Origin of the sequence: Microcoleus sp. S36a_B3 (assembly GCF_036700745.1) — a bacterium.
Lineage (GTDB): Bacteria > Cyanobacteriota > Cyanobacteriia > Cyanobacteriales > Microcoleaceae > Microcoleus.
Genome location: NZ_JAUBPN010000004.1, coordinates 91,449 through 116,456 on the forward strand (window position 1 = coordinate 91,449; position 25,008 = coordinate 116,456).

The 25,008-nt window shown below is 45.5% G+C and carries 19 protein-coding genes and 1 pseudogene; 11 read left to right on the forward strand and 9 right to left on the reverse strand.

What is annotated here, in order from left to right; translation table 11 throughout:
• Positions 1 to 38: 38 nt before the first annotated feature.
• On the forward strand, positions 39 to 2,657 hold the full coding sequence (locus QUA01_RS06225) for a M1 family metallopeptidase (protein ID WP_194066800.1): 2,619 nt from the start codon (positions 39 to 41) through the stop codon (positions 2,655 to 2,657).
• Positions 2,658 to 3,017: 360 nt separating this feature from the next.
• Positions 3,018 to 3,494, forward strand: coding sequence for an NUDIX hydrolase (locus QUA01_RS06230; RefSeq protein WP_228049859.1), 477 nt, complete (start codon positions 3,018 to 3,020; stop codon positions 3,492 to 3,494).
• 249 nt (positions 3,495 to 3,743) lie between these two features.
• Here QUA01_RS06230 and QUA01_RS06235 read toward each other — a convergent pair whose 3' ends face one another.
• The 5 genes from QUA01_RS06235 to QUA01_RS06255 form a co-directional block, all read right to left on the reverse strand.
• Positions 3,744 to 4,043, reverse strand: coding sequence for a phycobilisome linker polypeptide (locus QUA01_RS06235; RefSeq protein WP_194066801.1), 300 nt, complete (start codon positions 4,041 to 4,043; stop codon positions 3,744 to 3,746).
• A gap of 202 nt (positions 4,044 to 4,245) precedes the next feature.
• Positions 4,246 to 5,115: a phycobilisome rod-core linker polypeptide gene (locus QUA01_RS06240; RefSeq protein WP_194066802.1), complete on the reverse strand. Its 870-nt coding sequence runs from the start codon at positions 5,113 to 5,115 to the stop codon at positions 4,246 to 4,248.
• Between the two features lie 243 nt (positions 5,116 to 5,358).
• Positions 5,359 to 6,174 (reverse strand): phycobilisome linker polypeptide, encoded by an 816-nt coding sequence (locus QUA01_RS06245; RefSeq protein ID WP_333088052.1) that lies wholly within the window; start codon positions 6,172 to 6,174, stop codon positions 5,359 to 5,361.
• Between the two features lie 151 nt (positions 6,175 to 6,325).
• A complete protein-coding gene (gene cpcA, locus QUA01_RS06250) occupies positions 6,326 to 6,814 on the reverse strand; it encodes a phycocyanin subunit alpha (protein ID WP_194061202.1) in 489 nt (162 codons plus the stop codon).
• Positions 6,815 to 6,924: 110 nt separating this feature from the next.
• A complete protein-coding gene (locus tag QUA01_RS06255; RefSeq protein WP_193972088.1) occupies positions 6,925 to 7,443 on the reverse strand; it encodes a phycocyanin subunit beta in 519 nt (172 codons plus the stop codon).
• Between the two features lie 1,225 nt (positions 7,444 to 8,668).
• On the opposite strand from QUA01_RS06255, the gene QUA01_RS06260 reads away from it, so the two are divergent.
• The 4 genes from QUA01_RS06260 to QUA01_RS06280 all read left to right on the forward strand — a co-directional run bounded on the left by QUA01_RS06260 (position 8,669) and on the right by QUA01_RS06280 (position 15,645).
• The gene (locus tag QUA01_RS06260; RefSeq protein ID WP_333088054.1) at positions 8,669 to 11,491 is read left to right on the forward strand and encodes a cation-translocating P-type ATPase; all 2,823 of its coding nucleotides are present in this window, start codon (positions 8,669 to 8,671) and stop codon (positions 11,489 to 11,491) included.
• Between the two features lie 294 nt (positions 11,492 to 11,785).
• Positions 11,786 to 13,018 carry a DNA replication/repair protein RecF gene (locus QUA01_RS06270; RefSeq protein WP_333088056.1) on the forward strand — a complete coding sequence of 411 codons (1,233 nt, stop codon included), beginning with the start codon at positions 11,786 to 11,788 and terminating at the stop codon, positions 13,016 to 13,018.
• 197 nt (positions 13,019 to 13,215) lie between these two features.
• Positions 13,216 to 13,614 carry a photosystem II protein Psb27 gene (gene psb27 / locus QUA01_RS06275; protein ID WP_333088058.1) on the forward strand — a complete coding sequence of 133 codons (399 nt, stop codon included), beginning with the start codon at positions 13,216 to 13,218 and terminating at the stop codon, positions 13,612 to 13,614.
• 381 nt (positions 13,615 to 13,995) lie between these two features.
• Positions 13,996 to 15,645: a hypothetical protein gene (locus QUA01_RS06280; RefSeq protein ID WP_333088059.1), complete on the forward strand. Its 1,650-nt coding sequence runs from the start codon at positions 13,996 to 13,998 to the stop codon at positions 15,643 to 15,645.
• Between the two features lie 35 nt (positions 15,646 to 15,680).
• On the opposite strand, the pseudogene QUA01_RS06285 reads toward QUA01_RS06280, so the two are convergent.
• Positions 15,681 to 16,387 (reverse strand): annotated as a pseudogene (locus QUA01_RS06285) (Uma2 family endonuclease).
• A 101-nt stretch (positions 16,388 to 16,488) separates the two neighbouring features.
• Between QUA01_RS06285 and QUA01_RS06290 the strand changes: the two are divergent.
• The 3 genes from QUA01_RS06290 (at position 16,489) to QUA01_RS06300 (ending at position 19,537) form a co-directional block, all read left to right on the forward strand.
• On the forward strand, positions 16,489 to 17,385 hold the full coding sequence (locus QUA01_RS06290) for a polysaccharide deacetylase family protein (RefSeq protein ID WP_333088060.1): 897 nt from the start codon (positions 16,489 to 16,491) through the stop codon (positions 17,383 to 17,385).
• Positions 17,386 to 17,509: 124 nt separating this feature from the next.
• Positions 17,510 to 18,133, forward strand: a complete 624-nt coding sequence (locus tag QUA01_RS06295; RefSeq protein WP_194066810.1) for a restriction endonuclease subunit R — start codon at positions 17,510 to 17,512, stop codon at positions 18,131 to 18,133.
• A 132-nt stretch (positions 18,134 to 18,265) separates the two neighbouring features.
• Complete coding sequence (locus QUA01_RS06300; RefSeq protein WP_194066811.1) at positions 18,266 to 19,537, forward strand: bifunctional sterol desaturase/short chain dehydrogenase; 1,272 nt, start codon at positions 18,266 to 18,268, stop codon at positions 19,535 to 19,537.
• A 178-nt stretch (positions 19,538 to 19,715) separates the two neighbouring features.
• On the opposite strand, the gene QUA01_RS06305 is transcribed toward QUA01_RS06300, so the two are convergent.
• Positions 19,716 to 20,315, reverse strand: a complete 600-nt coding sequence (locus QUA01_RS06305; RefSeq protein WP_194009340.1) for a glyoxalase-like domain protein — start codon at positions 20,313 to 20,315, stop codon at positions 19,716 to 19,718.
• Positions 20,316 to 20,435: 120 nt separating this feature from the next.
• Between QUA01_RS06305 and QUA01_RS06310 the strand changes: the two genes are divergently transcribed.
• A complete protein-coding gene (locus QUA01_RS06310; RefSeq protein WP_333088063.1) occupies positions 20,436 to 20,840 on the forward strand; it encodes a gamma-glutamylcyclotransferase family protein in 405 nt (134 codons plus the stop codon).
• A gap of 4 nt (positions 20,841 to 20,844) precedes the next feature.
• On the opposite strand, the gene QUA01_RS06315 is transcribed toward QUA01_RS06310, so the two are convergent.
• Both QUA01_RS06315 and QUA01_RS06320 read right to left on the reverse strand, forming a co-directional pair.
• Positions 20,845 to 21,579, reverse strand: coding sequence for a response regulator transcription factor (locus QUA01_RS06315; RefSeq protein WP_333088065.1), 735 nt, complete (start codon positions 21,577 to 21,579; stop codon positions 20,845 to 20,847).
• A gap of 54 nt (positions 21,580 to 21,633) precedes the next feature.
• On the reverse strand, positions 21,634 to 21,924 hold the full coding sequence (locus QUA01_RS06320; RefSeq protein WP_333088066.1) for an ATP-binding protein: 291 nt from the start codon (positions 21,922 to 21,924) through the stop codon (positions 21,634 to 21,636).
• 526 nt (positions 21,925 to 22,450) lie between these two features.
• Between QUA01_RS06320 and QUA01_RS06325 the strand changes: the two genes are divergently transcribed.
• Positions 22,451 to 24,880 carry an NACHT domain-containing protein gene (locus QUA01_RS06325; protein ID WP_333088067.1) on the forward strand — a complete coding sequence of 810 codons (2,430 nt, stop codon included), beginning with the start codon at positions 22,451 to 22,453 and terminating at the stop codon, positions 24,878 to 24,880.
• Positions 24,881 to 25,008: the final 128 nt, after the last annotated feature.

Here is a 25,008-nt window from a genome sequence, read left to right on the forward strand (position 1 = left end):
CCTGCGATCGCCGATCGACACACAACTCTGCCATCATAATGTCACACACTTACTTTGATTCTGAAAACGGTCACAAATCCTTCGAGATGCCCGGTGCCAGACCCCACTACAACCCCGATCGCCCCGGACAAGTAGAGCATATTTTCCTCGATTTAGTGCTGGATATTCCCAAACAAAGTTTTCGCGGCACTTGCAGCATCCGCATCAATCCAGTCCGCAGCGGTATTGACAAATTAACCTTAGATGCTGTAAACCTGAACATTAAATCAGTCAAAATTGGCGAAACCGAACAAAATTTCGACAGCGACGGCGAAGTGCTGCAAATTCAACTGCACGAAGCAACAAAAGCATACGAACCAATTACAATCGCGATCGAATACTCGGTCGAAAAACCCCAGCGGGGTCTCTATTTTGTCGGGTCAGACAAACACTATCCCGACAAACCAACACAAGTTTGGACTCAAGGCGAAGACGAAGATTCCCGCTTCTGGTTTCCCTGTTTCGACTATCCCGGACAACTCGCAACTTCCGAAATTAGAGTACAAGTTCCGAAACAACTTTTTGCAATATCTAACGGCGAATTAATTAGCACAAAAAATGAGGGCGACGATAAGATTTATCACTGGTCGCAAACCCAGATCCACCCAACTTATTTAATGACCTTAGCTGTCGGAGATTTTGCCGAAATTAAAGACGAATGGAACGGCAAACCAGTTAATTATTACGTCGAAAAAGGCCGCGAAGCCGACGGTAAGCGTAGCATGGGCAAAACGCCCCAAATGATTGAGTTTTTCTCTAAAGCATTTGGCTATCCTTACCCTTTTCCTAAATATGCTCAAGTCTGCGTCGATGATTTCATCTTCGGCGGTATGGAAAATACTTCGACAACTTTGCTAACAGATAGGTGCTTGCTAGACGAACGCGCTAGCCTCGACAATCGCGGTACAGAAAGCTTAGTTGCTCACGAATTAGCTCACCAATGGTTCGGCGATTTAGTAGTAATTAAACACTGGTCTCATGCTTGGATCAAGGAAGGTATGGCTTCCTATTGTGAGGTGCTGTGGACTGACAAAGAATACGGCAAAGAAGATGCGGCTTATTATATGTTAGGTGAAGCCCGCAATTATTTAGCTGAAGACAGTTTTCGTTACCGCCGCCCGATTGTCACTCACGTTTACCGCGAAGCGATCGAATTGTACGATCGCCATTTGTACGAAAAAGGCGCTTGCGTGTATCACATGATTCACGCCGAGTTAGGCGACGAACTATTTTACAAAGCAATTCACACTTTTGTGCGGGATAACGCTCACAAAACTGTAGAAACGATCGATTTGCTAAGGGCGATCGAAAAGGCGACAGGCCGCAATCTAATGTTTTTGTTCGATCAGTACGTTTATCGCGGCGGTCATCCAGATTACAAAGTTGCTTATTCCTGGGACGGCGACAGCAAATTAGCCAAAGTGACTGTCACACAAACTCAGATCAAAGATAGCAAAAAGGACAACGGTAATAGCAAAGATGTCTTCGACCTAAAAATTCCGATCGGCTTCGGTTATAAGCCGGAAAAAGATGCAGACGAGGGAAGTGCTGCTAATATAAAAACTTTCACTGTTCGAGTGCACGAACGCGAGCAAAGTTTCTATTTCCCCCTAGAAGAGAAGCCTGCTTTTATTAGTTTTGATGTCGGAAATAAATACTTAAAAACCGTTGTTTTAGAGTATGGAGTTGCCGAATTAAAAGCTCAGTTGCAGTTTGACCCTGACCCGGTTTCCCGGATTTATGCAGCTAAAGCTTTGGCGAAAAAGGGAGGACTGGAAGCTGTGAAAGCGCTGTCAGAAGTTCTCAAAAAAGATCGGTTTTGGGGGGTGCGGGCTGAAGTAGCTACTCAGTTAGTTGAAATTAAACTAGACCAAGCTTTTGAAGGTTTAGCAAGTGGTTTGAAAGATAAAGATGCTAGGGTTCGCCGCGCTGTGGTGAATGCGCTGGGCCAAATCAAGACTCACGAAACTTATAAGGCGCTGAGGTCGATCGTCGAAAAAGGCGACGACAGCTATTATGTAGAAGCGGCCGCAGCTAGTGCTATGGGCTCGATCGCAGGGGCGAATCCCGACGAAAAACCGACGGACGAACAGGTACTCAAAGAGTTAAAATTGGTTTTGAAAGAGCGTCAGGGCTGGAATGAGGTTGTGCGATCGGGTGCTATTGCCGGTTTGGCGCAAATGAAAACTTCTGAAGATGCCCTGAATCTAATTTTGAAATATACAGCCATCGGTACTCCGCAAGCTTTGCGCTTGGCTGCAATTCGCTCTTTGGGGACAATTTCAACAGGTCAAACTAAGCTTAATTTAGAACGAATTTTGCACCGATTGGCAGAATTATCTAAGGAGACGTTTTTCTTGACTCAAGTATCGGTGGTAGTGGCTTTAGGACAGATGGAAACTCGCAAAGCAATTCGGATTTTGCGTTCTTTAGCTGACCAAACTCCCGACGGCCGCGTCCGTATGATGGCTGATGAAGCTGTGCAAAGAGTGCAGAAAAATGCTGGTTCCGATGCAGCGGTGAAGCAGTTGCGGGAGGAGTTAGACCAGGTGAAGAAGGAGAATCAAGATTTGAGGAGTCGGATGGAAAATCTGGAGGCTAAGGCGAAGAAAGATTAGAGGGAAAACCGCATACTGACGCGGATAGAGGCTGATTTGGGCGATCGGCTTTTATCTGCGCGCGAGTATTACAATATTATTTTCTAGCTGGAGTGCATCTACATTTGCTAGTTTTAACAGAGGGAAAGCAAAATATGTCTGTTCTCTACTGTGCGGTTGTCTAAAATGGTGAATTATCTATAATCAGGCGTGCAGTTTTTATTGTTTAGGAACGAAAAGTTAATAACTTAAATATCTGCCACACTCTTCCTGATAGCTAGCAGAGCGGACTTATGCACTGGCGGTCAGAAACTGGGTTTTTTTACGAAAAGACGCGCTGTATCCCGGATATTCGGTAAAACACGCGGTTTCTTTAGTCCTATGCCTCAGTCCTATATTAATCTAGTTGCAGCAGCTTTTGCACCCACAACTATTGCCAAAATTATGAGTATAACCGCTTTATTGGTAGAGCAATCGGGAGTAATTCCCTACCGCATTCAAGACGGAAAAATTGAAGTCATGCTGATTACTTCTTCAACCGGTAAGCGCTGGGTAATTCCCAAAGGGTTAATTGAACCTGATATGACTCCGCAAGATTCTGCTGCGAAGGAAGCTTGGGAAGAAGCAGGTTTGTTGGGTAAAGTGTTGCCGGATTTGTTGGGAACTTACAAATATCAAAAGTCCGGCCATACTTGTCATGTAGAAGTATTCTTGCTACCAGTGCAAACTATTCTGGAAAATTGGCCGGAAGCTAGCAAGAGAAAGCGGCAGTGGGTAAGTATTCCGAAAGCAATTAAGCGGGTGAATGAACCGGAACTTAAACTGATTCTTGCAGATTTACCGAATCAGTTCTGGTGATTGACATATATTATCTTAAATCCGCGTTAAAAAGCCCTCGATCAAAGTCGGCGATTGAAAGAGACTGTTGGCGAATTCACGGGGGTTTTCCCTGAACTCTGGAGGGCAGGATTTCCGTTGGTTATTGGCAGTTAACTAGGTATGCGATCGATTAGACATTTAGTCCCTCACCACTAAAAATAGTGGTGAGAGGTAAAAATCTTTTGAGATGCGCCAGCAGTCTCTTTTAATCGTCCTTTTCAATCGCTCTTAATTATCATCTGAGGATGATTCATGGGACGATTCTGCAGACGATGATTCATGGGACGATTCTGCGATGGCACTTAGCGGCTGAATGCTTACAATCTTCCCGCCCATGCGAGTAATCCGCTGCATTTCTTGATTCATCCGATTGTACGGCACGGTGATAAATGTACTGCCGCTCGATCGAATCGAATAATCAATATTTTCCGTATCATCGCTTTGGCGCAAGCCCACAACTTCGTACCGAAAACAGCGACCTGCGGAAGCTGTATTGCCACTTTTTCCAGCTACAATTTGACCGAACATAAGCTTCTTGGTAATTGGTAATTCTGAGTGTTGACTGTTGACTGTTAGCTGTTGACTGTTGACTGTTGACTGTTGACTGTTGACTGTTGACTGTTAGCTGTTGACTGTTGACTAATAACAACTGCCAACTAACAACTAACAACTGCCAACTGCCAACTGCCAACTAACAACTAACAACTGCCAACTGCCAACTGCCAACTGACTAAATTGGAGTAATGCTGGCGATTTTCGCGCCCATGCGTTGAAATTTCTGCATTTGCGAGGACAAATCATCAACAGGTACGATAAACGCTTTGCTGCTGCGGCGCACGCTGGGATAGCCGCCCGTGCGAATTCCCGAAACTTCCACGCGGAAAAGCCGCCCTTCTTTGCCGTAAGCTGCGCCGCCGCCGAAACCGGTGCCGGGAGTTACGTTTCTGGCAGAAGGCCGATATGCCCAACCTTCGTTACCGCCAGAAGGTCCAACTACTGCTGTAGCGCTGTTAGTACCGAGTTCAACTGCTAAGCGAGAGTTATTGCCTTCTAGTTGAGATGTATCGCTGTTTGCGTAGCCGCGATACAGGCGGAACATCCGGGTAAAACCGACGGTTTTTTGCCCGCGCTGCGTGTTAAAGCCGCGGTAGTAGGGGACGATATTTTCGCCGAAGTTTTCTTGATACTCTACTGAATCGATGTAAGAATCGATATCAGCATCGTAGCCTTGTGTTTGGTACAAATCTAAGTGGTAAACTACTTCAGATTCGTCGTAGGGAGCGCGACCGAGCAAGTGTTTGTAGTTTAGTTCGATCGTCCTAGTTTGAAAGCTGCTGTATAAAAACTTGGTTTTGTACAGTTCCGATTTTGCCACTGCGCGCACAAATTCTCGCACTGATAAACTGCCGTCTCGCAGGAGAGATTCAGCACTTTTGAGGCGCTCGGATTTCATCAAATAATCGTTGCCCAGCACCTGACGGTAAACGGCACGAATTACTATTTCCAGGTCGTCTTTGGTGTAGTTAGGGCGCAATTCTACCTTCGGCACATCGCTCAATGCGGATGTTCCCAGCCTGGACGCTGCTGTCGTAATAGCCACCAGATTTTCTCCTAAATTAATAACAAAAATTTAAAGCAAAGCTTCGTTGCACTTGAGATTGTTAGGACTAAGCCTAATATGTGTATTGGTAGGATACACAGAAGTCGGGCGGGTTTTGCCACAATCAACTGCCGGTTGGCATATATTTTGGCTAAACCCACCCCTACAAGTATGATTTGTCCTACCTATTTACTTAGTCCTAAGTTTTTTTCTGACGCTCGCAAAAAAACGTCTTTACAAACTTTAAGCTGTGGTAATACTTACCACTTTGCCGCCACGTTTGTTGATTTGTTGCAAGCGGCTCGAAAGCTGTTCGTAAGGTACGAGATATTCGGTAGTGGTCCGCCGCACTTGGGGCGAAAACTTAGCCGCACCTTGCATTGCAGTGACTCGATAGAGTTTACCGCGATCGCCACCGGCCGCACCAGCTAGAGATTGTCCGCTAGAGGCTGTGTATATCGGCGATGCCGTATTTCTCGCGACTTCCCAAGTTAACCGTGCTTGGGTTTGGTTTTGCGAGCGATCGCTATTTGCGTAGCCGCGGTACAGTTGAAACATCCGGTTAAAACCGACGGTTTTTTGATTTCTTTGAGTCGAGAAACCGCGATAGTAAGGCACTATACTTTCGCCAAAATTTTCTTGATATTCAACGGAGTCAATATAAGAATTGATTTCAGCTTCGTAGCCTTCGGCATTGTACAAATCAACGTGGAAAGCAATTTCCGACTCGTCGTAAGGAGCGCGACCCAACAAATGTTTGTAGTTTAGTTCGATCAACCGCGTTTGCGAGTTCAGGTAGAAAAACTTTTTCCGATAAATTTCGGACTGAGCAATTGACCGCACAAAATCTTTAACTGAAATCTGTCCTTGCATCAGCAGAGATTCAGCGCTGGTAACTCGCTCGCTGGACATTAAATACTCGTTGCCGAAAACTTGCCTGTAAGCTGCGCGAATTACTGCTTTCGCATCATCTTGCGTCCAGTGGGGGCGAAGTTCTACCTGTCCCGCTTCTTCAAATGCTTTTATTCCCAATCTTTCGGCTGCACCTAATCCCGCCATCTTTAGCTTCTCCCTTTTTTGGTTTAAAAACTGAAAACTTCTTAAAAAAAAGTATTTGGAAAACTAGGCTAAGATCGCAGATGCCCGGAATCGTAAACAACCGCTAACACTTTAGCTAACAGCAGCTTACAATTCCGGGCATCACGCAAATCTAGCTCAGGGCGTTGATTGCGTAGTCGAGGTAGGAATTAGCTTCCACTGCGGGGTCGCCGCTCAGGCCGTGGTTGCCTTTGATGTACTTGAGAGCTTCAACGTACCAGCTAGGGGACAATTCAAATGTCCGGTTGATTTCGTCGATGCCTGCAATCAGGTACTCATCCATTGGGCCTGTGCCACCTGCAACTAAGCAGTAGGTCACCATCCGCAAGTAGTAGCCGATGTCGCGAGCGCACTTGGCTTTACCGGTTGGGGTAGAAGCGTAGTTAGGGCCTTGCATTTGTTGTGTGTACGGGAATTTGTTGTACACTGCTTGGGCTGCACCGTCGATCAAGCGCTGAGAGTTGGATGTCAGAGCTTTGGCTGCTTCTAAGCTAGCGGTTGCTTGGCGGAAACGACCGAAAGCTGTTTGGATTTCGGTGCTGCTCAAGAAACGGCCTTGAGAATCTGCTGCTGTGACTGCTTCAGTCAATGGGGTCTTCATAGTGTTGCTTTCTCCCTAGTGTTTGCGGTTTTTTCTACGAATGCGATTTGTAAAAGCCCGATCGATATATCGAATCGTTGCTTTACAGATTGGGTTGCAATGGCTGGGGTTTAGCCTACTGCGGAAGCGGCGCGATCGAAGTAGCTGCCGACTTCAGACATCAGGGAGTTGCAATCTCCACGAGTTACACCGTTTGGATCGTTAGCGATCGCCAAAGCGGCTTCTTTCATTTTTTGAACGCCAGTTGCTACGGAAGCGCCGGGAGTTCCCAATGCCAAGTAGGTTTCGCGAAGGCCGTTCAAGCAACGGTCATCGAGGACGCTGGCGTCGCCTGCGAAAATCGCGTAGGTGACATAGCGCAAGATGATTTCCATGTCGCGCAAGCAAGCTGCCATGCGGCGGCTGGTGTAAGCGTTGCCGCCGGGAGCGATCAACTGAGGCTGCTCAGCAAACAAAGAGCGAGCTGCATTAGCAACAATGCTGGAAGCGTTGCTGGTGATGCGGTTGACTGTATCCATGCGCTTGTTGCTTTCTGCAACCATTTGGCTCAAGGCATCAAGTTGGCCGGTGGCCAAAAATTCGCCGCGAGCGTCTGCTTGGGAAACCACTTTTGTAAATGCGTCAAACATGAAAGAACTCTCCTACTTGAGTTAATTGAGTTTGGTTGCGGTATAAAACCGTTAAGTTAAATTTGTTCAGGCCGTTAAACCTGGAAGGGTTGAAGGTTGACGCCGGCTACTGTGCCGATCGGCTCCTTCTCTCCTTTTCCGCTACCTGTACTATTGTGACATTACAGCGGACATTTAAGAAACCTTAGAAAATTTTACACCTTTTATGAGATGCGACAAACCTTGTTAATCAGTGTTTTTGTTAACTTGCGTCTGTCGTTTCAACCTTCTTATGACATTTATACAATGCTCTCTGGCATTTGTTTATTACAAATTATTACAACAGCTTATCCCTCTGAGAAGGTAAATTGATGTTGAGCAACTCCGGGCTAATCTCCCTCCTAAGATAGATGCGAATTTACATACATAGCTCATGGGTTTGGTTCAATTGCCCTGATTTTTACCGTGGGGCAGCACAAAATTGTCCCGCATCCCGATCGCCATTGTGCGCTTTGCCCCGAAAAAGCCTATTATTAAGAAAAATCAAGAAAATTAAAGTTTTGCGAAAACAAGGCGGGGGAATAGGGAAAAAAGCCAAAAAAGTGCCCAATCCAAGATCCACTCAGAATTGGGTGGTTGACATACTCCCCGCCATAGAAAGGACGGAGATTCTTGACGGTTCATCGCAACCTGAGCGACTGTTGTCGTCTTACTGTCGCTCCCCGTCCGTTTCAAGTCTCCCTAGGCCCGATCGCGACTACAACAATGCAAAGAATTTGATTGTTGCAGTTATTTAGATCGCAAGTTTTGGGAAAGCCGTAGAACGACGGGGCTTTAAACCCAATTTTTTGGTAAGGTAGATGAGTGCTATCAGCGTTGACATACTCCCCGCCGTAGAAAGGACGGGGATTCTTGACGGTTCATCGCAACCTGAGCGACCGTTGTCGTCTGACTGTCGCTCCCCGTCCGTTTCAAGTCTCCCCATGCCCGATGGCGACTACAATCAAATAATTTGATTGTTGAAGTTATTAGAGCACAAGTTTTGGGAAAGCCGTCGTAGAACGACGGGGCTTTAAACCCAATTTTTGGGTAAATATACCAACAGATCGAGAGAGCCAGAGATAGACCAGAGATAGAGAAGTGTCTAGCTTCCTGCTTCTTATCTCGAACCAATACCTATGCAGTATCGATCGACTGTAACTGTCCGGCCGCAACCACCTTTATGCCCCACGCTCGATCGTAATTTATGTCTTCTTTAAATTCTCCCTCTTCTTGGCACACCGTACCAATTGACAAAACTCTCAAGCAGCTAAACAGTAACAAAGACGGTGGCTTGAGCAGCCAACAGGTGTCAGAACGCTTGCAGCAATACGGCCCCAACGAACTCGAAGAAACAGGAGGCCGCAGTCCGTGGTCGATTTTTGTCGATCAGTTCACCAACATCATGTTGTTGATGCTGATGGGTGTGGCCGTGGTTTCTGGATTCTTAGACATCAAGTCCAATACTTTTCCCAAAGATGCGATCGCCATTTTTGCGATCGTCATACTCAACGGCATTCTCGGCTATTTCCAAGAACAAAGTGCTGAAAAAGCCCTCGCAGCCCTCAAAAACCTCGCTTCCCCCCTAGTCAGAGTCCTGCGGAACGGCAAAACTTTGGAAATAGCAGCCAAAGAACTCGTACCCGGAGACGTGATGCTGTTAGAGGCTGGGGTAAAAATAGCAGCAGATGGCAGGTTGATCGAAACATCAAATCTGCAAGTCAGAGAATCTGCTTTGACGGGAGAAGCAATGGCAGTTACCAAGCAAGCTGAGCTAGAACTTCCCGAAGATGCTTCCTTGGGCGATCGGCTAAACCTAATTTTTCAGGGCACAGAAGTTGTTCAGGGGCGCGCCAAGGCGATCGTCACCAACACCGGAATGCAGACTGAACTGGGTAAAATTGCCGCCATGCTTCAGTCAGTAGAAAGCGAACCAACTCCCCTGCAACAGCGGATGGGACAGTTGGGAAACGTTCTAGTCTCCGGTGCCCTAGCCTTAGTCGCAGTTGTCGTCATCGGCGGCATGATTACCTTCAACAACGGTAGTATCGGGTTCGATACCAGCAGGTTTGAAGATTTGTTGGAAGTTTCTCTCAGCATGGCTGTGGCTGTAGTTCCCGAAGGACTCGCAGCAGTCGTGACAGTTACTTTGGCACTCGGAACTAGGCGGATGGTGAAGCGGAACGCCCTGATTCGCAAACTTCCTGCTGTAGAAACTTTGGGTTCGGTGACTACCATTTGTTCCGACAAAACAGGTACTCTGACTCAAAATAAAATGGTCGTTCAGCGAGTGTCTACGGGCGACTGTACGATCGGCATTGGAGGCGACGGCTATGCCCCGATCGGAGATTTTACCGATCGCCATACCTCGACCCAAATTAATAATTTAGAAGAATATCCAGAACTCGAATCTTTATTAATTGCCTGTGCCGTTTGCAACGACGCAGTATTGCAGCACGAAGAGCAAGAATGGAAGATTTTGGGCGACCCCACAGAAGGATCTCTGCTGTCTTTAGCGGGAAAAGCAGGCATTTATAAAGAAAAACAGTGTCAATTGCTGCAGCGCGCGGCCGAATTTCCTTTTTCTTCCGAACGCAAGCGGATGAGCGTGATTTGCCAAGTACCTGGTCGATCGGGACATTCGGGATTTCCAGCCGAAAACGGACAGCAGGCGAATTATTTGATGTTTACCAAAGGTTCTCCAGAGTTGACTTTGGAGCGCTGTAAAGGCATCATAATCGGCGATCGAGTACAACCTTTAAATCAGGAAATGCGCGATCGCATCCTCGCCGAAAACAACAACATGGCAAGCGAGGGTTTGCGAGTCCTCGGATTTGCCTACAAAATTTGGGAAAACCTGCCGCCCGAAGGTTCTGACGAAACCAGCGAACAAGACATGATTTGGCTGGGACTCGTCAGTATGCTAGACGCCCCGCGCCCGGAAGTGCGCGAAGCCGTGGTGAAGTGCCGCGATGCAGGGATTCGGGTGGTGATGATTACAGGAGACCACCAGTTGACAGCAAAGGCAATTGCTAGTGATTTAGGTATTGCACAAAAGGGCGATCGAGTTCTCACCGGTCAAGAATTAGAAAAACTCAGCCGAGAAGAACTCAAACAGCAAGTCGAACACATTAGCGTTTACGCCCGCGTTTCCCCCGAACACAAATTGCGAATAGTCCAAGCTTTGCAAAGTTGGGGCAAATTTGTCGCCATGACAGGCGACGGCGTTAACGACGCACCCGCATTGAAACAAGCCGATATCGGCATCGCAATGGGAATTACCGGCACCGATGTCAGCAAAGAAGCTAGCGATATGGTGCTGCTAGACGACAACTTCGCCACTATTGTCGCCGCCGCTGAAGAAGGGCGAGTAGTTTATACCAACATTCGCCGCTTTATCAAGTACATTTTGGGTAGCAACATCGGCGAAGTTTTGACAATTGCGGCCGCACCATTAATTGGTTTGGGAGGAGTACCGCTGACCCCGCTGCAAATTTTGTGGATGAACTTAGTCACAGACGGCGTTCCCGCTTTAGCTTTGGCCGTGGAACCGGCCGAACCGAACGTGATGAACAAGCCTCCTTTCAGCCCGCGAGAAAGTATTTTTGCGCGGGGTTTGGGTTCTTACATAATTCGGATCGGGATTATTTTTGCAATTTTGACGATCGGCATGATGAAATGGGCTTATGACTATACTCACGCTCCCGGACACGGCAATCCAGAGGCTTGGAAAACAATGGTATTTACAACTCTTTGTTTGGCGCAAATGGGTCACGCGATCGCCATTCGCTCTAACACTCGGCTAACTATCGAGTTAAATCCCTTCACTAATCTTTTTGTTTGGGGAGCTGTAATTGTTACTACTGCTTTGCAATTAATGCTGATTTACGTTCCACCGCTGAGAGAATTTTTCGGCACTCACTATTTGTCGCCCTTTGAATTGATGGTTTGCTTCGGTTTCAGCGCCCTAATGTTTGTCTGGATTGAAATGGAAAAAGTGTTCGTGCGCTTGTACAAATCGAGAAAATAGTGTTAACGGCTGACGGATAATGAGCGATGTTTCATTATTCGTTATACCCTTCACATTTGGCGCGAGTCTAAACACTATACATTGCGAGCACAACGCTCCGCAAAAAAGCAATTGCAGAAATTAGCCCTTGAATAGGTAAGGTGCTCTTCGGCGCACCCTACGATGACTGTATTACCAATAACCAATAACCAATAACTAATAACCAATAACCAATAACCAATAACTAATAACCAATAACCAATAACCAATAACCAATAACCAATAACCAATAACCAATAACCAATAACCAATATTATGTATTTGAAAACGCTGCACCTACGGCAGTTTCGGAACTACTTCGATCAAAAGGTAACGTTTGACGCTCCCAAAACCATTTTATTAGGAAATAACGCTCAAGGAAAATCTAACTTGTTAGAAGCTGTAGAGTTGCTTTCCACCTTAAAAAGCCACAGAGTATCGCGCGATCGCGATTTAATCCTCGACTCCAAGCCGATCGCCCAAATTGATGCTACGCTAGAACGTCAAACCGGAGCGATCGACCTATCTTTAACACTGCGCTCAGGAGCGCGCCGCAGCCTGAAGCTAAACGGCGAACCCCTGCGCCGCCATTTAGACTTTTTGAGCGTCTTAAATGTAGTACAATTTTCCTGTTTGGATTTAGACTTAGTGCGCGGCGGACCAGAAGGAAGGCGCAATTGGATCGATCGGCTAGTTATCCAATTAGAGCCGATTTACGCTCACATTTTGCAGCAGTACAACCAAATTTTGCGCCAGCGCAACGCTCTGTTAAAACGTTCTAAAGCAATCAGACAAGCCGAATTTTCCGAAAATATTGACAAAACCCGATTTCTGCAACTCGAAAATCCCGAACCGGAAAATATTCAATACTCGCCAATTCCCAACTCCCAATCCCCCATTCCCACTTCAGAATTAGCCTTGTGGGACGCGCAGTTGGCGACAGCGGGCGCTCGCGTGATCCGCAGGCGCGATCGAATTTTGGAGCGTTTGATGCCATTAGCTCGCAATTGGCATCGTTCAATTAGCGGTTCAGCAGAAGTTTTAGATGTGAAATACGATGCTAATATTGAAGTAAGCTCGGAATTAATTGGTAAAGACAATCTCGAAGGAGTGCGGCAAGCATTTTTAGAAAAAATTCAAAAAAGGGCGATCGCAGAACAGTTTCAAGGAACCACATTAGTCGGCCCCCACCGCGACGACATTATATTTACAATTAACAATACCCCAGCTCGTCAATACGCATCTCAAGGCCAGCAGCGAACTCTCGTATTAGCATTAAAATTAGCCGAATTGCAGCTTATTGAAGAAGTCGTAGGCGAAGCACCTTTACTATTGCTAGACGACGTACTTGCCGAACTCGATCTAAACCGCCAAAATCAACTTTTAGAAACAATTCAAGAACGATTTCAAACTCTAATTACTACGACTCACTTAGGCGCTTTCGACAGTCAGTGGCTGCGACAAACCCAAATTCTCTCCGTTGCTTCTGGACAAATCAATCGATTTTAGATTTGAAATTGATTGACGGATTGATTTTAAATTGGAGATTCATAAATCAATCCCTGTGAGATTGACAAATTGTACTTTTTATGGTATTACTGCAATAAATAATAAAAATTTGACATTATTTGACATTATTAGCTCAATTCGAGATACGATAAAGGTTAAATTTGATTGCCGCTTTCACTTCCTTTTTTCTAACCCCTATGAAGCATTACATTTCCCGTCTGTTAGCCCTCGTATTAGTTGTTGTCATCGGCGTAGCTGGCTGTACCAATGTTCCCGCCACTCTGAGTGGAGACTACAGCAAAGACACATTAGCATTAGTCAGCAGCTTGAGAACAGCGCTCACTTTACCAGAGGGCACACCGGAAAAAGCAGCCGCTCAAGCTGGTGCTCGCACAAGTATCAACGATTTTTCTGCTGCATACCGCCGCGATCCCGCTCTTGCCAAGCTGACATCTTTCACGACAATGCGGACGGCATTAAACTCTTTAGCAGGACATTATAGTTCCTATCCAAATCGTCCAGTTCCTGAAAAGTTGAAAAATCGTCTAGAGATTGAATTTCAGCAAGTAGAATCTGCTCTCAATAGAGGGGCTTAATTTCAAAATTTAAGGATAAAAGATCGATTTTAATAATTCATCTTTGATCCTTAACATTTGAGTGTTAACAATTTTTAGTAAAAATATCAACTGTTTTTAGCGCCGACTTTACCCAGGCGTTTTTTTTGCTGGATTTAGCCGTAGGATGCGTCGCGATAGACAACCCATAAATAAGGCTCGACAATCTCACAAATTTGTACCTGTGCTTGCAGGGTTGAAGTCAGTCGATTTTTGAGAAATGCTATAAGTAGGGTGCTTGTACCCGTTTTTGGGCGGAGTTAACGAGAAAAAAAGTAGAAAATTTGTAGATGTGCGTCTGGGCGATCGCAAATCCAGCGATCGCCAGCCAATTTAAACTAGAAAACCCGATTCAACTATCCCATGAAAATTGCACCAACTCGCATCGCGAACTTTCAACACCAGCGACGCTTTTTAAGTGCGGTAACTGCTGTTTTAACAAGTAGCTTCATCAGCCAACTTGTGTGGCCATTTATCGAAAATAAAGCAGCCTTTGCCGAAACATTAGCCTATTGTCAATTATCCAAAGAAGACGTAAATCAAAAAGAAGACTTGCGCCGCGCCGCCCTGTCAGGAAAATCAGAATCCCAGCAAGCATATTTTGCCGTTTTGAACAAACACGCGCGGGAAATAGCACAATGCCGCCAAAAAACTTGGCCTCAAACCCAAGCAGTTTGGCTGCGTTTGTATCCCTGCGATGTCAGGCCAGGAGAAGTCGATCGAGTATTAGACAACATTGTCAATAAAGGCTACAATGAAGTCTATATCGAAGCATTTTACGACGGTCAAGTGCTGCTTCCAGTAGCAGATAATCCGACTGTTTGGCCTTCGGTTTTGAGAAATCCCGGCTACGAAAAATACGATTTGCTGGAAAAGGCGATCGCCAAAGGCAAACAGCGAGGTTTAAAAGTATACACCTGGTTGTTTACCATGAACTTTGGCTATACCTATTCTCAGCGTCCAGACAGACAGCAAAACCTCGCATTAAACGGCCAAAACCAGACAAGTTTAACAATAATTAAAGACGCAACAATTAACGACGACTTCGGAGAAGTTCCGGGCAATCAAGCCTTTATCGACCCCTACAGTACGCAAGCGAGGCAAGACTATACTTTATTAGTAAATCAAATAGTCAAGCGCCGACCGCAAGGAATGTTATTCGACTACATTCGCTATCTACGGGGCTTCGGGCCGGCTTCAGTTGCTACCAAAGTTCAAGACTTGTGGATTTACGGCCCAGCATCGCAGCAAATGCTTTTACAGCGGGCTAACAATCAGCAAGGGCGAGATTTAATTCAGCGATATTTGACTAAAGGATTTATCAATACTAATGACGTTCAAGCAGTAGTCAAACAATATCCGAATGAGCGAGAACCTCTGTGGCAGGGGCGAATTCCGCAAGCTGTACCAGTAGCAACTCCCGCTTCTCGAAGACAGAATGACGCATCAAAAGTAGCTTCACAAACTCCCGCCACAAAATCGCCAAATACTGCAACTCCTACACCAAAACCGACACCAAAACCGCCGCTTCCCGACACGGGCATTCTACAAAAAGACCTCTGGCAACTGAGCGTTGCTCACGCAGTCCAAGGAATTTTAGATTTTTTTGGGGTGGCAACTCGGCCTGCTCAAAGCCTGGGAATTCCTGTAGGAGCGGTATTTTTCCCTGATGCAAATAAAAAGATAAATCAAGGGGGATATGATTCAAGATTGCAACCTTGGGACAGCTTTCCGGCTGCTGTAGAATTCCACGCGATGTCTTACGGAAATTGCGGGAATGTAAGCTGTATTGTGCCGCAGGTGGAGCGGGTAGTGAGTTTAGCGCCTGCAGGAGCAAAAATTATTCCTGCCATTGCTGGAGATTGGGGAAAATCTGTGAAAAATCGGCCGTCTTTGGAGATTCAAATGCAGGCAATTCGTTCAGCAACGCCGCAAATTAATGCGGTGAGTCATTTTTCTTGGGGTTGGCAAGAACCGGAGGATGAAAGGGCGCGGCAAACTTGTCGCTTTTAGCGTAATTATTTATAGCGACGGCGCGAATTACGTCTCTACAAAACAGGATTTTGGCTGGTGGCTAACTGTTGGACAAATTCTTGATGTGCGTCACTGTTTAATCCGGCTTGAAGAGTGGCGATTGCACTTGGCATATCCCCCTCTAGCAGTGCTGAAACAGCCAGCCACAACCCCGGAAAAACTCGGCTGCGGATAATTCCTTCAGCATCGGGAAGCAAAGAAATATATTCTTCTTCCTGCAACGAAAACCAATCTATCCGGCGATTCATGACTTGCCAAACGAGATATTCTTTGACTCCATTGCGGCGGTAAACTCGTTTTTTGTCCCGCAGATCGATCGTAGCGGTACTTGCAGAAATTTCGGCAACAAATTCGGGTGCACCTTCAATATAGCCATCATCGCTAAGGCAAGTTTGGCCGCCTCGTTGGGCATCAATTAGCAGTACAGCATCGGGTTGAGGTTCGTTATCCACATCGAGACGCACGGTGGGATTATCGCCCAGACGCACGCCCGGGGTGGCAATTTTGTAAGTCCACAGCCAGCCCATTAAATCGGCATGGGCTTCGGCGTGGGGTTCAAAGCGTAAGGGTGAAGCCATATAAACAATTCCTTCAATCAATTCTGCTTTTTTGAGTGCGGACATGGCTGTATAGCGCCGCTCGAATTCTGCAAAAATTTAGCAAGTTCGCCATTTTCCAGAGGGGGAATCGTGATGCGGCTGAGATTTCCCGGAGCAATCATGGCTTTTCTCCTGTGATGATGCGTTGCTATCTTGAATTTTATCTAATTTTAGACAAAGTTGTAAGCTATCGTTATATCGTTAACAGCAAATATTACAGTTAATGAATACCAAATTTACTAAAAAATTAGCGATTAAAAGTATTATACTTATCGGAGCGATCGCCCTAATTTTCCTATTTTCAGAAAACCGACAAACTGGCCATTCAAATTCCCTCGCCCAAATCCCCCCTTTTGACAATTTCCCGCCAAACCTCCTCAAACCGCCAAAACCCCAAATACAGCCTTCTCCCGCCACAACTCCAACTCCGCAACCCGCCGAACAACCTTTAGTATTCGCACCGCCGGCGCAATTTCGCAGCCAGATTGTTTATAAAGCAAGTATCAGCAACTCCAAAGTTATCGCCCTGACATTTGACGATGGGCCAACTGCGGAAACTTTGAAAATATTAGCAGTTTTGCAGAAACATAATGTGGTAGCTACATTTTTTTGTTTGGGTGTAAATTTGCGAGAAAATCCAGAAATTGCGAAGCAAGTCGTAAAAGCGGGAAATGCGATCGGCAATCATACATGGCATCACTTTTATCATAATGTCACTGAGAAAACAGCCTCAAATGAAATCGATTATACAGGCATTCATATTTATCGATCGAGTGGGGCAAAAAGTTTGTTGTTTCGTCCTCCCGGCGGCCGTTTAAATAACGGTTTTGCAGATTATGCCAAAAAGAAAAATTACGTAGTTGTCATGTGGTCGATCGATCCTAAAGACTTTTTGCAACCTCCGGCTGCTGCTATAACCCGCACTGTGCTGTCTCAAGCGACATCGGGGGCGATCGTATTGTTGCACGACGGCGGGGGCGATCGCCAGCAAACAGTCGAGGCCGTGTCGGCAATTATTCCCAAACTCAAACAGCAGGGATACCGTTTTGTCACCGTGCCGCAATTGCTGCAAATGCAAGCAGCCCAAAAACAGCCAAATGGCGATCTCAAGCCCAAATAAACAAAAACCTCAACAAAATCAACTCTACCCATCTGCGTTCACCTGCGTTTATCTGCCTTTATCTGCGGTTGCAATGACACTTATGCTAAAATTATTACCAATAATTTAAACTCGATAAATTATAATGCAAAAACTTCAAGCAAGAGATATTAACCTCCGCTATCTAATCGATAACTTCGGCTTGCAGCGAGTTCGTAAAGCTGATTTTTTCCCAGAATGGCAAGAAAACTTGCCGGAAGTAACAGACTCAGAAAAACAATTACTCGATCGCGTTCAAGACATATATTTCAACTTGGTAGACACCCCGCCCGTGTTGGAAAATGCAGTCAAACTCACGATAGTCAGCCCTATTTTGTTTATTGCCGGTCTGTTTGAGTCTCCTTTTCAAGTCAAAGCCGAAAAATCGATCGCGATTCAAGAAGAAGACGAAGGCAGAATCATCGAAGGCAGAATAGATATCCTAATCATGAAAGCAAACTTGTGGGTGACAGTAATTGAATCCAAACAACTTTCGTTTTCAACTGACGCAGCACTCGCACAACTCCTGACATATATGCTGGCAGATCCCGATCCCGAAACTCCTACTTTTGGCATGATTTCCACAGGTGCTAACTTCTCTTTTGTGAAGTTAGTCACAGGGGAACATCCCCACTATGCCCGATCGGCTGAATTTGTTATTTCCAATCCCGGCAATGAATTGTACCGCGTTTTGCAGATTTTAAAACGCCTAAGTCAACTGCCCGACTAGCAATAAAAGCAATTTTAAGCTTTGTTTTAAAACAGACAATATCTAATATCATGTCCGCCGATAACGACCGCGACCGAACCTTTTTTATGACCAGACATGATATAATATCTTAAATTTATAACTTCTGCGAGTATGGTAAATTACTGGATAGTCGGCGCTGTAGCAATAGCTTCTGTGTTTTGGGCAGAAATCATCCGAGACTTTTATCACGTCGCGTCTCATTATGTGCCGCCTTTGCAAAAGCTGCACAATTGGCATCACCGCGTTTTCCGCCCGAATTTGACTGCTGTCAGCGAGACAATTTACAAGCAAGCACACTGGCGTCACGATGTGCCAGAAGCTGCGGCAATGATGGTTTTGGGCTTGTTGCTGTGGGTTTTAGCTTATTTTGTGCTGCCGGCATATCACTGGGGCGCAGCAGCCGGTTGTATTTATACTTTAGGCTTTTTGTTGAGCGCGATCGCCCGCGCGTGTGGAATCAAAGGTGCAGACGAATTAACCGACATCACCCACCAACCGGGAGAATTCCAGACTATCCCCGGCAACTGGTTCGTTAATAAACCTTATCATTGGCGGCACCACTTCGACAATCAAAATGCTTACTATTGCGGTACTTTCACCTTAATAGATAAACTTATGGGTACAGCACTTTCTCTTAAAGGCAAAACTGTAGCCGTCACCGGTGCATCGGGAACTTTAGGGCGTTTGCTTCTCAAACACCTGCACAAAGCTGGTGCAAAAGTTATCGCCCTATCCTCTGGAAATGAGGAAATTACTTTGAATATAGGCGGCGATATTTTGCCTGTAAAAACTGTAATTTGGCACGCTGGCGCAGAGGCAGATTTAGCTCAATTGTTAGAAAAAATTGATATTCTCGTGATCAATCACGGGATTAATGTACAGGCTGAAAGAACCGGAGAGGCGATCGCCAACTCATACGAAATTAACACTTTTTCCGCGTGGCGGCTGATGGAACTCTTTTTCTTAACAGTCCGAACTAACGAAAACATCGCTTGCAAAGAAGTCTGGATCAATACTTCCGAAGCAGAAGTGATTCCCGCTGTCAGTCCGCTGTACGAACTCAGCAAACGCGCCTTGGGAGATTTAGTTACTTTGCGGAGGCTGGACGCGCCCTGCATCGTTCGCAAACTGATTTTAGGGCCGTTTAAAAGCAACTTAAACCCGATCGGCATTATGTCGCCAGACTGGGTAGCGCAGCAAATTGTCAAACAAGCTAAAGCCGATGTCCGCAATATCATTGTCACCATCAATCCTTTAACTTTGATCGTTTTCCCAGTTAAAGAATTTTTTGTTTCTTTGTATTTCCAAATCTTCAGCCGCAAGGCGATTCCAGAGATTAAAGCAGCCTCGGAAAAATCCAGCGTTGAAGCCAAGATTAATTGAGAAACTAGAAATCCTGAATACCGGGCGGTTGGAAACCGCGGCTACACAGACAAAACCCGCCGACGCGGGTTAAAGACAGGCAGTTAAAATTACGTTATTTTCTTCAGTCCGCGGAGGCGGACATCGTTTGTATAGCTGCGGTTTCAACCGCCGACTCTCTTTCTGAGAAAGGCTATATCTAATTACTAACCTCGGCCATTTCAATCACGCGGCCGTCATAATCCTTGACCAAAAAATTCAGCGGCTTTTCCCGGCGAATTTTATAACTAATGCCGCGAGTTTGTACCCTCATCAATAGCTGATCCAAACAATCGCGATCGAAACAAACATGACGTTCGCGATTTTTTTCCCCTACACTGGCGCCACTAATGATGTGCAGTTGAGTATTTTTCATCAACTGATACCACAAACCTTCGGGACTCCCCATCGTTTGAGAGCTCGTTCCCCTGCCGACATTCGGCGACAAATACAGGGGGTCGATACCCGTGGTTCCCAAGGTTTGCTCGTAATTGTAGTAGTAATGCAGCGGCACTTCTGCTACGGGCAGGTTTAGCATACCTTCATAAAACTCTCTGGCTTGTCCGAGATCCGATACCATCACCGTGTGTACCTTCGGAGCACTGGTGAGAAACATCCACATCGCCCCCGCATAGGCCGCCAGCAGCATCACCATAATCCCTTGAGTCGAAAACAAGCTGTCGAGGGGCAGGTCTGGCAAAAAAGAGCTCACGTACAAGGGCTGAAGTCCAAAAGCAATAAAACTAACTGTTAGAGTCATGAATTATAAGAGAGGGTAAACAACGAAATTTATCAAGATTGCCGTCGCGATCGCCCGCGAGACTTAAACTATTAGCTTAGCCATCTATCTTAGCAAAAACTAGCGGTTAGGCCCTACCCGATGAAAGTCTTTGTCTACGGTACTCTCAAACCGGGGGAGTCCAACTACCTCCGCTACTGCGAAGGAAAAGTTGTGGAGGCTTGCCCCGCGATCGCCCGCGGTCAACTTTTTGCGCTGCCGATCGGCTATCCTGCGATGGTGGCCGGAGAGGGCATCGTCTGCGGTTTTCTCCTCTGTTTCGCAAACTCGGCTATTTTGGACGATTTAGACCGATTGGAAGACTATCATCCGCTGCGGGAACCGACACAAAACGAATATCAGCGGCAGGAAATCGAAATCTTCGATCGACAATTCAAACCTCTAGGCACGGCTTGGGCTTACTTCATGTTACCCGATCGCGTTCGTTCCCTAGGAGGCATCTGGCTGCCCGATGGGACGTGGGAAAATAGGTTTTTCACAAAATAAGGCGTTAATGCCGATGAGCTGAGGAAATTGCCATTGCCGCGGGCGAGGGCGGCTCGAACCTGTAACCGTAACCCCGAACCGTTTTAATCAACTGCGACCCAGTAGCATCAATGTGAATCATTTTCTTGCGAATCTGGCCGATATGTACGCTAACAACTTTCTCTTCTTCTGTGTTGCTGCAGTTCCAACCCCAGATTTTTTCAATTAGCTGTTGGCGACTCCAAGATTTACCGGGATGACTTGCCAAAAAATACAAAATATTAAATTCCAAGGTTGTTAACTTGATAATTTTGTCGTTGAGTGTTGCTTCTCGGCGCGCTGAATCGATCGCGAATTGATCGAATACCATACGAGATGGAGTAACACACCTCATCCGTCTCAACACAACTTGGATCCGCATTGCTAATTCCTGAAGACCAAATGGTTTGCAGATATAATCATCAGCACCGGCGGACAGGGCTTGAATTTTATCAGCTTCGTCTGTGCGGCTGCTTAGCATGACCACAAAAACATTAGTACGGCGCTGCATTTCCTGGCAAAGATGATAGCCCGTAGTATCCGGCAAATTCCAATCTAGAACTACTAGCATTGGCTTGAATTCCTCAAACAATGCTAAAGCAGTCTCGCCATCTGCTGCGGAATCTACTTGATATTTCTGATTTAAAAAGCGATGAACTAGAGTGCGGATGGAAGCGTCATCATCCACAACGAGAATTTTGGGAGTAGTATCAATAGTCATCACAAAAAAGTTTCTTTTTCTTGTCAATTTAAAGCTGGAAATTACAGAACAGCTTTAGTCAAGCATAAATCCCAGCTCGCTCCAAATAACTGGCAATTCTTCAATCAACTTAGCTTGGAGGTCAAAAGGCTCTCCCATATCCCAAATTTTGACTTCTAGGCGTTCGCTAAATACGGTTATTTCAAGGTTGATCGGAGTTTCTAAGGGCAGATTTTTGTGAGCGTGGCGAACAGCATTTGTAAACCCTTCGATCGTAGCAAGTTTGCACTGCTGCAGAACTGCTTCGGGAATCGGTAGATACTCTAAAAAAAAACTGCTCGACCCACCATAAAACTTGTGTAACACTCTTGAGGTCAGTATTTAGTTGCAAGTTGATTGTTTTAATGCGCTGATCATAACTCGGATAAAAGTGTGGATTTTGTGGTTTTTTAATTCCCAAATTAAAACCTTGTAAAAAACTAACTACCCGCTTCAAATAACCATATTGATTCGTCTGTTGGGCTGGGATTATACCAGGATGAAAATTTTTCACAATTATTAAACAGTTTTGCTCGTCAGAAGTGCGTGTAGAGCTTAGCTTGTCGGCAATTTTGCTAATAAGTTTTATGCCTATTCCGCGGGAGGGAATTTCATTTATACTATTTCTCATGTTGCTATCCTTTCTCATTATTTAATAGGTGATTTTTAGAGACACAACAGAATGGCATTCTGAAGGGTTAATTTTGCCGGATTTATGCCTGACTTTTCCCGTATGCCGTGCAGTTGTTGTCAGGATCATTTTCTCTTTGTTGCTGGGGTCTTGACAAACTCAGTTTGCGATCGCTAAACTGATCTAAAATTGACATTGACAATTAAAGAAGTAAATTATATAATGACGACCCTCAAAGCCTCTGAGGAGGGATTAGTAAAAATTAGGCAAGCTAGAAGAGAAAGGGGATCGACGATAGAAGACCCCAAATGGTTAGTAGAAGCTAGTCAAATATTAGAACCCGATCGCGCTTGGACAGAGGCCGGGCCCTATGCTGATGGCCTCTCGCTGCCAACTTGGAGGCGTTTTTTAGCAGGAAGAGAACCAATTAAAGCCCATGCTTTTAGGGCTTCCTGCACGGTTTTGCAGTTGGATTGGGAAGAAATTGTCGATCGTCCTCCTTTAGCCTCCCCTTACCAAGTGGGGGTTGGGGGGGTTAGAGATTTTTGCCAACAGCCTATTGATTCGGTAGTGGAAGAGATCCGGCAAAAATGCCACAGCAAAATCCAACAGCTTTACAGCAAAATGCAACTGTTGGATATTGCACAGCCCGTTGATGTCAGCAACCTCTACGTTGAAGTCAACATTTTGGAGGAAATTACCAGTTGGCAGCCGGGAGAAATTCGTGATTTATTGAGAGACTTCAACCCAGATGCGGATAATTTTAATCGCTTGGGATTGGGTAAAGTATGCCAGAAACGAGTCCCTGGATTGGATGCGGTGAAATCTCACTCTAAACTGATGGTACTGGGCAAACCTGGTTCCGGTAAAACTACTTTTTTGAAACACATCGCCATTCAGTGCGATCGATCAGAATTTGAAGCCAACAAAATACCGATTTTTATCTCTCTGAAAACCTTTGCTGAAATCGCTAATCTTGACTTATTAGAATATATCAGCGACGAATTTGCCAGTTGCGGAGTAGAAGGGCGATCGCAAACTGAATTCGCACTCAGTCAAGGCAGAGGCTTGATTTTATTGGACGGCTTAGATGAAGTGCCAGAATCAGATAGCGATGCAGTCGTCAGACAGATTCGTCAGTTTGTCCAAAAGTATTACAACAATCAGTTTATAATTACCTGTAGAATTGCCGCTTCTAAGTACAGATTTCACGACGAAGCCTTTACCTGTGTTGAGGTGGCCGATTTTAAGTGCGAGCAAATAGCTGCCTTTGCGATCAATTGGTTTGTGGCATTTTCCCATAATCTGGACGCAGGGAAAGCTTTAGCATCTCAATTTGTAGAAAAGCTGAAATTGCAAAAAAATCAGCAAATCCGAGAACTGGCAGTAACGCCTATCTTGTTAAATTTGACTTGTTTAGTATTCCAAGCAAAAGCTGATTTTCCATCCAACCGAGCCAAGTTGTATGAGGAAGGAATGGAAATAATGCTCAGAAAATGGGATGAAACTAGAGGTATTCAACGGGATGAAATTTATCGCGATTTGAATTTGTGCCGCAAGAAACATTTACTTGCTTTTGTGGCAGCTACTACTTTTGATCGGGGCGATTACTTTTTTGATAAAAACACAGTTCAGCAATTGATTGCCGAATATCTAGCTAATTTGCCCGATGCCACAACTAACCGCGTTCAGTTGGAGAGCGATAGTGAGGTTGTGCTGAAGGCGATCGAGGCACAACATGGCTTATTAGTGGAGAGGGCAAGAGGGATTTATTCGTTTTCTCATTTAACATTTCAAGAGTATTTCACTGCTAGAGAAATAGTTAACAATTCCGATCCACAAGCTATGGAAAAACTGGTCAGCCACCTGACCGAGAAGCGTTGGCGAGAAGTCTTGTTGTTAGCTGTTGGGATGTTGCAAAAAGCTGATGACTTGTTGCTGTTAATCAAACAGCAAGTTGATGAGCTGGTCGCTGATGATGAGCAGTTACAGCAATTCCTAAAGTGGGTAAACCAAAAATCCCTTTCTGTTGATTTTCCGTACAAACCTGCGGCAGTGAGATTCTTTTACTTTTCTCTTCTCCCATCCCTTGAGCTTGCTCTTAATCGTAACCCTGAACGTTTCCTTGACCCAGCTCTTTACCTTGCCGTTAAACATACCTTTGACCTTGCTGTTGAACTTACCCTTGACCTTGTTCTTGACCTTGCCATTTTGCCTATACTCGACGGTGCTATTGATCCTGCCCTTAGTCTTGCCCACGACATTCTTCTTGTCCCTGTTGTTGAACCTGAATTGATGCAAGCACTGCAAGAAATTAAGAAACAGCTACCTCACCCAGATGGTGACAAGGAAATATTTAGGCAATGGTGGCAAGCTAACGGACAAGTTTGGACTCGGGAATTAAGACAAATCATAATTTCCTATCGCAATATAGGTCACGATTGGCAATTTAGCGAACAGCAGAAGTCATTGCTGAGGAAGTATTACGATGCTAATAAATTGCTGGTATATTGCCTCAATAACGCTTCTAATGTATCTCCTACTGTGCGGCAGGAAATTGAGGAGACATTGCTGTTGCCGATCGCCAATATCCAAAAAATCGGTGACAAGTGCGTGAAGCGAAGCTATCCCGTAGGGAATCGCCCGCTCTAATTCCACTCGCTACCTACTCGGATATCAAGATGCGATCGCCCCACAATTCGTCATTCAAAGCCGAGGAAGCGTCAAAGAATCTATCCACCTTGAAAAACTGGGAAAAACAGCAAAAAGCCCCCTTTTTT

What these genes read in the sequence shown, in the direction of transcription:
- QUA01_RS06325 (WP_333088067.1), top strand. Translation starts at nt 22,451, where the DNA reads ATGACGACCCTCAAAGCCTCTGAGGAGGGATTAGTAAAAATTAGGCAA.
- QUA01_RS06315 (WP_333088065.1), bottom strand. Translation starts at nt 21,579, where the DNA reads ATGACTATTGATACTACTCCCAAAATTCTCGTTGTGGATGATGACGCT.
- QUA01_RS06230 (WP_228049859.1), top strand. Translation starts at nt 3,018, where the DNA reads ATGCCTCAGTCCTATATTAATCTAGTTGCAGCAGCTTTTGCACCCACA.
- QUA01_RS06245 (WP_333088052.1), bottom strand. Translation starts at nt 6,174, where the DNA reads ATGGCGGGATTAGGTGCAGCCGAAAGATTGGGAATAAAAGCATTTGAA.
- QUA01_RS06280 (WP_333088059.1), top strand. Translation starts at nt 13,996, where the DNA reads ATGAAAATTGCACCAACTCGCATCGCGAACTTTCAACACCAGCGACGC.
- cpcA (WP_194061202.1), bottom strand. Translation starts at nt 6,814, where the DNA reads ATGAAGACCCCATTGACTGAAGCAGTCACAGCAGCAGATTCTCAAGGC.
- QUA01_RS06305 (WP_194009340.1), bottom strand. Translation starts at nt 20,315, where the DNA reads ATGACTCTAACAGTTAGTTTTATTGCTTTTGGACTTCAGCCCTTGTAC.
- QUA01_RS06310 (WP_333088063.1), top strand. Translation starts at nt 20,436, where the DNA reads ATGAAAGTCTTTGTCTACGGTACTCTCAAACCGGGGGAGTCCAACTAC.
- QUA01_RS06255 (WP_193972088.1), bottom strand. Translation starts at nt 7,443, where the DNA reads ATGTTTGACGCATTTACAAAAGTGGTTTCCCAAGCAGACGCTCGCGGC.
- QUA01_RS06235 (WP_194066801.1), bottom strand. Translation starts at nt 4,043, where the DNA reads ATGTTCGGTCAAATTGTAGCTGGAAAAAGTGGCAATACAGCTTCCGCA.
- QUA01_RS06225 (WP_194066800.1), top strand. Translation starts at nt 39, where the DNA reads ATGTCACACACTTACTTTGATTCTGAAAACGGTCACAAATCCTTCGAG.
- QUA01_RS06295 (WP_194066810.1), top strand. Translation starts at nt 17,510, where the DNA reads ATGCAAAAACTTCAAGCAAGAGATATTAACCTCCGCTATCTAATCGAT.
- QUA01_RS06270 (WP_333088056.1), top strand. Translation starts at nt 11,786, where the DNA reads ATGTATTTGAAAACGCTGCACCTACGGCAGTTTCGGAACTACTTCGAT.
- psb27 (WP_333088058.1), top strand. Translation starts at nt 13,216, where the DNA reads ATGAAGCATTACATTTCCCGTCTGTTAGCCCTCGTATTAGTTGTTGTC.
- QUA01_RS06290 (WP_333088060.1), top strand. Translation starts at nt 16,489, where the DNA reads ATGAATACCAAATTTACTAAAAAATTAGCGATTAAAAGTATTATACTT.
- QUA01_RS06300 (WP_194066811.1), top strand. Translation starts at nt 18,266, where the DNA reads ATGGTAAATTACTGGATAGTCGGCGCTGTAGCAATAGCTTCTGTGTTT.
- QUA01_RS06260 (WP_333088054.1), top strand. Translation starts at nt 8,669, where the DNA reads ATGTCTTCTTTAAATTCTCCCTCTTCTTGGCACACCGTACCAATTGAC.